Source organism: Lutibacter sp. (assembly GCF_041596795.1).
Taxonomy (GTDB): Bacteria; Bacteroidota; Bacteroidia; order Flavobacteriales; family Flavobacteriaceae; genus Lutibacter.
In genome coordinates, this window is record NZ_JBFHHX010000161.1 from 1 (window position 1) to 6,531 (window position 6,531).

Genomic DNA, 6,531 nt, shown 5'->3' on the forward strand with positions numbered 1-6,531 from the left:
ACGGTGTGATCTAGACTAATAACTGTACTAAAACCAAGTGAAGATTCTTCATTCAAAATTCGCTCATAACCAACATCTAGCCATTTAAAACCTATAAGGTTAGACATGTTAATTTTTAATTCATTTGGGTCAGTTTCGTTTTGAGCAAAAGATGTGTAACTTATAGTTGATAACACTAAAAATATTAGAAGTTTTTTCATAGATAATTATTTTAAGTTTTATCAAATATACTATACAACCATTAAACTATTGTAAAATATTTTTAAAATATTGCTTTTAATTGAATGGTGCCAGTATGTATTGTTGTAGATGTTTCACTTTTTCGTCCTAAATAATTTAAGTTTAAATTTAAAAAAGCATTTAGTTTTTTATAAAATAAAATACTCCAGGTATAATTTTTTCCAGATTGTAATCCTTCAAGCATTTGGTAACCTACAGATGAATTACTGTCTCCGGTAAACTTGTTGTTAAATAAATTTATTTCTGCTTTTAATAAATAGCTGTCTTTTTTAGAATAATTTGTTTCAAAACCAACTTTTTGTTGATTTAAAGATTCAAAACTTTCTATTTGATTATTCTTATTTTTTTGTTCAAATAAAACTGAGAAATAAATGGCATCACTGTAATAATAACTTAGTTTAGGATAAATGGAAGTATTATGAAGTTCGTAATTTTTACTGGTATAATTTAATGAGTTGGTGCTGTTTTTAGTATCGCTTACTTCAAAATTTAACAACCAAAAGTCACCTAATTTATGTTCAAAAGAGATTTTGTGCAATTTTAAATCGTTTCTTAAATCATCAATAATAGTAGTGCTTTTGGTTTGAGAATTTATATAATTATAAGTGGTGGAATAGCGTTTTTTCCCCTTGTTAAAATACAGACTATTGTTAAGGTTAAAGTTTAAAGCTAATAAATTATCATTTGTAACATCAAAAGGGTTTAAGTTAAATTGATCGGTTTTTTTCTGATTGTTATCAATTAAAATAACGGATTGATTGTAAAAATATGAAATCAATTTTTTTATTCCTTTTTTTGATGACCATTGTTGCGGATTTAAAGAAATTGACTGTAAAAATTTATTTTGATGTGTAGCAATATATTCTACTGTTGGTAATATAATGCGTAAGTATGATGCTTGATCTGAAAATTGGGCAATTTCAAATTCATCTAACTCTTTAATTCCGTTACTGTTATAATCTATCCAAGTGTAATAACCTTGTCCAACTTCGGTTTGTGAGTACGTATAATTTTGTTGCGATATATTCCCGGAAAGTGTTTGGTATGTTGTACTAAAATTTAATAACTGATTAAATAATTGTTGCTGATAAATAATTTTAGAGTTTAAAGATTCTTCATCGTTGTAATTTAAATTACTTACTTTTCTATAATTTATGTACGTATTTAAATTAGCGGTTTTTGTATTAATTAATGTAGATTTTATATAATAGGTTTTGGCATTATTTACTTGTGTAAACTGGTTGTTTTGTATACTGTCTGTTGTGCTAAAATTTACACCAAATTGACTGTAAACTTTAGTAGAATCTCCAATGCCAAAAAGAGCTTCGTACTCATTAAATTTATGACTAACACTTGAAAGAGTATTTGTTTCAATTGCAGTTCGTTTATTGTTTTCTGAATTGTATAAAACCCCGTACCAACTTTTATTTTTACGATATTTTATACTGATAGCATTTTTTAAGAATACAGTATTTTCCTCTAAAGATTCACTGTTTAATATGCTGTTGTTAAAGGTAATATCTATGTTTTTTTTAGTTATGTTACCGTAGAGGCGATGTTTATTTCCTTGAAAAGAACTCCCAAATTCCAAGTTTTCAAACTCATAAATTATTTTTTGGTTTTGTTTAAATAATTGTAATGAAGTATTCAATAATTTTTGAGTTCCATCAATAGTTTCCACATTCCAATCTCTATTAAATTCAACGGGCTGAATAGTTTCAATACTTGTAAACCTATTATTAATAAAATTAAAATTTAGTGTGCTTTTTAAATTCCATTTTTTTTGAACTAGCAGTTGTTCCCAACCTAATTTTGTTGCAAACCCTTGATTTTCGTTATCATCAATAGTAGAAAATAAATTTTTATCGTTGTTACTGAAAGCTGTTTCTACATTTAAATTAGTTTTTTTTGAAGGGTTGTATGAAGCTTTAAAAACGGCAATTTGTAATTTATTTGGCGCAATTAACTGAGTAATAGGGTTGTAATCTCCTAAATTTTCGCCAGCATATTCGTATATTTTACCAAAAGCAATTACATCTAGCAGATTGTAATCTCCCAAGTTTTCACCTACATAGGTAAATGAAACATTATATAACTCATCTGTTTCATTGGTTGAATATTCATAAATTTCATTAGATCCTGACAATGTTTTTTTATATAATATCTTATTTTCAGAATACGTATCTACATAGGCAGATGGCGTTACCATTAAATCTTCATTGTTTCCGGCATTGGCTAATATTTGTTTTTGTTCATCGGACAAATCTTGTTCTAAAGACTGGTTTTTTAAGTCATTTTCATTATAAAAGTAACCACTAACTGTAAGTTTATCCGATTTATACGAAACATTATTGTACGTTACAAAACGTGTATACACCTCATCTGTATATTGGTATTCTGCTGTAATTCGCATATTTGCAGTTATAGGATAGGTTGTAGAAAATGTAATTTCTGCGGTATTATAATCAATAACATAATCGTTTTCTTCTCCTCTTTTTATTTGAATACCATTTACATAAATTTGTTCGGTGTTTGATAAAATTAAAATATAAGTATTGTCTAAATCCGATAAACTATAAGGACCTTGATTTCCTTCTTCTCCGGTAAATTCATATTTTTTGTATTTTCCTTTTACAATAGCACCCGATGCTTGTAAATTTATTTCAGAATCATCGTTTTCAATTTTTGCATTTACCGAAAGACCAGATACTTTTTTGTTAAAATTTAAAAATGAAGTGCCATAATTATTTAAATAAATATCACCGGCGTTTATTTGCCAAGTGTTGCTGGAAAGTTCAATAAAAACCCGATCAAATTCGTTTAATTTATAGGTGTTACCACTTTCTTGAATAGGTAAGTTGGTATCTATTATAGATGCTTTTAGTGTTACTTTATCAGATAATTTTCCTTCAATTTGTAAATCTAAAGTAGAACTTGTAACGCCATTTTGGTTATTTCCAACCGTTAGCCCTCTTGTTATATTTCCTGTTGTATTTAAGCCTTCAAAAGGTTTGTATGCTGCTTTAGATTGGTTGGAAGACAAACTATATAACTTTGTTTCTGAAGTAGATTTTGGAACAATTAAATTTTTATCGAATTTGAAATATTTTTTAGTTAAAAAATTTGGGTAAGGAACAAATTGAACAGTGATATTTGTAAATTTTTGCTCATTAGAATTATTGAAAATTAATAATGAATTGGTAAAATCTATAGTGTATTTAGCAGTATCGATTTCTACTAAATCTTCTGAAAAAACTTTAAAGTTTAAAGGTGTAATACTTACAGAATCTATTAGAATTGAATCGTTTTTAACTAAAAAAGTTTTTTTACGAATGTTAGATGTTTCATTTTGAGCATTGCTAATTATGCTCATTAATAAAAACCATAAAAAAAAAGCTCTTTTCATTTTAAACTAAAGTAGTTTGTGTAAAATTAGTTTAAAATAAGGATTGTTGTGCTGGAGGGTTTTCGTGATCTAACAACCATCTTTTTCGCCAAATTCCACCAGCATACCCTGTTAATGAACCATTTTTACCAATAATTCTATGACAAGGAATTAAAATCCAAATTGGATTTCTTCCATTGGCAGAAGCAACTGCCCGTATAGCTTTAGTATTTCCTAAGTTGTTAGATTGCTCTATGTAAGAAATGGTTTTGCCAAAAGGAACATTTAATAGTTCATTCCAAACTTTTTTTTGAAATTCAGTTCCTTCTGGGTTTAATTTTACAGTAAATTGGGTACGTTTTCCTTCAAAATATTCATCTAACTGTTGAATACAATCCTGTAAAACTTTTGGTATTTTTTTTGGTATTTTAACTTCTTCATCTAAAATAGTTATCTCACATATCCCATGTTCGTCACCAATAATTTCGGCAATTCCAATAGGTGTTTTGTAATATGTAGTTTCTTTAGATTCCAAAAATGTCTTTTGAATTTTTTGTGGTTATTTCAGCAATTTCTTGTTCGCTTACATTGTATATTTCAGCTAATTTAGTAACAACTTTGGTAATATAACTACTTTCGTTTCTTTTTCCTCTAAATGGAGTAGGAGCCAAGTAGGGCGCATCAGTTTCTAAAACAATATTAGTTAAAGGAATTTCACTTAAAAACTGGTCTATTTTTCCGTTTTTAAAAGTTACAACTCCACCAATACCTAATTTCATATTGTAAGAAATTGCTTTTTTTGCCTGTTCTAAATTTCCTGAAAAGCAATGAAATATTCCATATAGTTTATCGTCTTTTACTTCTTCTAAAACTTCAAAAATTTCGTCAAAAGCATCTCTGCAATGAATAATAATTGGTAAATTTTTTTCTTTTGCCCAGTTTATTTGGGTTTTAAAAGCGTGTTGTTGCTTTTTTAATAGCGTTTTATCCCAATATAAATCAATTCCAATTTCTCCAATCGCATAAAAATTACGTGTATCTAAACATTTTTTTACAAAAGCTAATTCCTCTTCTACATTTTCTTTTACATGTGTTGGATGTAAACCCATCATTAAAAATATATTTTGCGGAAATGAGGCTTCTAAATCTAACATTGCATTGTAATAGGTAGAATCTATTGCTGGTATAAAAAAGCGAGTAACTCCAAGTTCAATGGCGCGTTGTACCATTGCTGTTCTATCGTCATTAAATTGTTCGCTATATAAATGTGCGTGTGTATCTGTAATTATCATTTAGCAAAAGTAATTTAAAGTTTGAAAGTTGAAAAGTAAATAACTTTTAAAAAAAAGACTAATTTTGATTTAAATATACGAACCATGAAATTAGATAAAATTCTAAAACGAAAAGGATATTCCATAATAAAACTGAAAAAGATTAACACAAATCATTTTGAATTAAAAGCAACTTTAAATGGTGTTAACGGACGATTTATTTTAGATACGGGTGCATCTAATTCTTGTATAGATTTTTCATTAGCAGAAAAATTTAATTTAGATGTTGAAGATTCTGATACTAAAGCTGCAGGAGCAGGTGCTGTTGGAATGGATACAAAAATATCTGCAGAAAATAGTATTTGGATAAAAGATTGGAATTATAATAATTTTAATGTGGTTTTGTTCGATTTAACACACGTAAATACGGCATTAACCGAGCATAAAGCAAAAGCGGTTGACGGTATTATTGGAGCAGATATTTTAGAAAAGGGAAAAGCAATTATAGACTATGGTACAAAATGTTTGTATTTAAAAAAGTTAATATTTAAGTTTTAATTTCTTTTTGTATTTATAATATATGTTAGAATTCCACCAACGTAAAATAGATTATGGTTTAATCCATTTGCTACGGAAATATCAAAAGCACAATTATCGCTAAAATTATAACCACCTCCTATATTTAGGTTATGAGAAATTAACTTCGAATTGTTGAAATCTCCAAAATTTTCAACAAAAAAGTGAATTTTATTAGAGGCTTCATAACTTACATTAGCAATGTAAAATCCAGATTTTGATTGATCTGTTTCAACGGCGTAACCAATGTTGTAATTTAATGTTAGGTTTTCTGTAATGGAATTTGAAAAGTTTAGGGAACAAATTTTTCCAAAACTATTAAAGGTAAATTTAGAATCTGTAGGAACTATTGCTCTTACCATTATTGAAGCTTCGGGGATTAAATTTTGCTGGCTCCATAAATTCACTGAAAAACCTACTTGAATATCATCAAACTTATTTAAAGAATGGATTAAATGATCTTCTTCCCATAATTTTTCTTTTATTATTGGTGTGTTTAATTGAATTTCAATGCCCTTAAATACTCCAAATCTAAACAACGCACTTGGTATACTCCAGGAAGTAAGTTTAATATTATCTTCTTTTTGTATTGTGTACAACGATTCAATTTCAATTTGAAGTGTGTTTTTAGTTACTGCCGCTGAAGATTCCACAGTTTGAGAAATACTAGTATTGCATGTAGTTATAAGAACTAAAACTAGTAAATAATATTTGTTCATTTAATTGTTATGTAATTTTGGTTACAAAACTATTTATAATTAGTCTAAATAAAAATGACTTTTATCATGAAAAATAAAAAAAAGCCTAAACATTACATTTAGGCTTTTCATTACTATCATAAAGTTGGTTACCCTTTATAATTCTAATGCTTTTTTAGGATTGTTATCCATTAATAATTCAATTGGATTTTCAAGAGCTTCTTTTACGGCTACTAAAAATCCTACAGATTCTCTTCCGTCAATAATTCTATGATCATAAGATAGCGCAACGTACATAATTGGTCTAATTACAACTTCTCCGTTTACAGCAATTGGTCTTTCTACAATATTGTGCATTCCT

Annotated in this window: 6 protein-coding genes and 1 pseudogene; 1 reads left to right on the forward strand and 6 read right to left on the reverse strand. The window is 27.7% G+C overall.

The window, feature by feature from the left end; genetic code table 11:
• From ABY298_RS14025 to ABY298_RS14040, 4 genes and pseudogenes are all read right to left on the reverse strand, one after another.
• Positions 1-200 (reverse strand): annotated as a pseudogene (locus ABY298_RS14025) (DUF3575 domain-containing protein); the annotation flags it as partial.
• Between the two features lie 62 nt (positions 201-262).
• Complete coding sequence (locus tag ABY298_RS14030) at positions 263-3,646, reverse strand: hypothetical protein (protein ID WP_372746688.1); 3,384 nt, start codon at positions 3,644-3,646, stop codon at positions 263-265.
• Positions 3,647-3,677: 31 nt separating this feature from the next.
• Positions 3,678-4,160, reverse strand: coding sequence for a methylated-DNA--[protein]-cysteine S-methyltransferase (locus tag ABY298_RS14035; RefSeq protein WP_372746689.1), 483 nt, complete (start codon positions 4,158-4,160; stop codon positions 3,678-3,680).
• Positions 4,150-4,917: a TatD family hydrolase gene (locus tag ABY298_RS14040; protein ID WP_372746690.1), complete on the reverse strand. Its 768-nt coding sequence runs from the start codon at positions 4,915-4,917 to the stop codon at positions 4,150-4,152. Before ABY298_RS14040 ends, ABY298_RS14035 begins: the two co-directional genes overlap by 11 nt.
• Before the next feature lie 84 nt (positions 4,918-5,001).
• Between ABY298_RS14040 and ABY298_RS14045 the strand changes: the two genes are divergently transcribed.
• Entirely contained in the window at positions 5,002-5,454 is a 453-nt protein-coding gene (locus tag ABY298_RS14045) for a retropepsin-like aspartic protease (RefSeq protein ID WP_372746691.1), read from the forward strand.
• Here ABY298_RS14045 and ABY298_RS14050 read toward each other — a convergent pair.
• Together ABY298_RS14050 and ABY298_RS14055 are read right to left on the reverse strand one after the other, a co-directional pair.
• Positions 5,451-6,191, reverse strand: a complete 741-nt coding sequence (locus ABY298_RS14050; RefSeq protein ID WP_372746692.1) for a transporter — start codon at positions 6,189-6,191, stop codon at positions 5,451-5,453. The two genes, ABY298_RS14045 and ABY298_RS14050, sit on opposite strands and share 4 nt — an antisense overlap.
• Before the next feature lie 135 nt (positions 6,192-6,326).
• Positions 6,327-6,531: 2-oxo acid dehydrogenase subunit E2 (locus tag ABY298_RS14055; RefSeq protein WP_372746693.1), on the reverse strand; the 205-nt coding region annotated here is incomplete at its 5' end.

What these genes read in the sequence shown, in the direction of transcription:
- ABY298_RS14030 (WP_372746688.1), bottom strand. Translation starts at nt 3,646, where the DNA reads ATGAAAAGAGCTTTTTTTTTATGGTTTTTATTAATGAGCATAATTAGC.
- ABY298_RS14050 (WP_372746692.1), bottom strand. Translation starts at nt 6,191, where the DNA reads ATGAACAAATATTATTTACTAGTTTTAGTTCTTATAACTACATGCAAT.
- ABY298_RS14040 (WP_372746690.1), bottom strand. Translation starts at nt 4,917, where the DNA reads ATGATAATTACAGATACACACGCACATTTATATAGCGAACAATTTAAT.
- ABY298_RS14045 (WP_372746691.1), top strand. Translation starts at nt 5,002, where the DNA reads ATGAAATTAGATAAAATTCTAAAACGAAAAGGATATTCCATAATAAAA.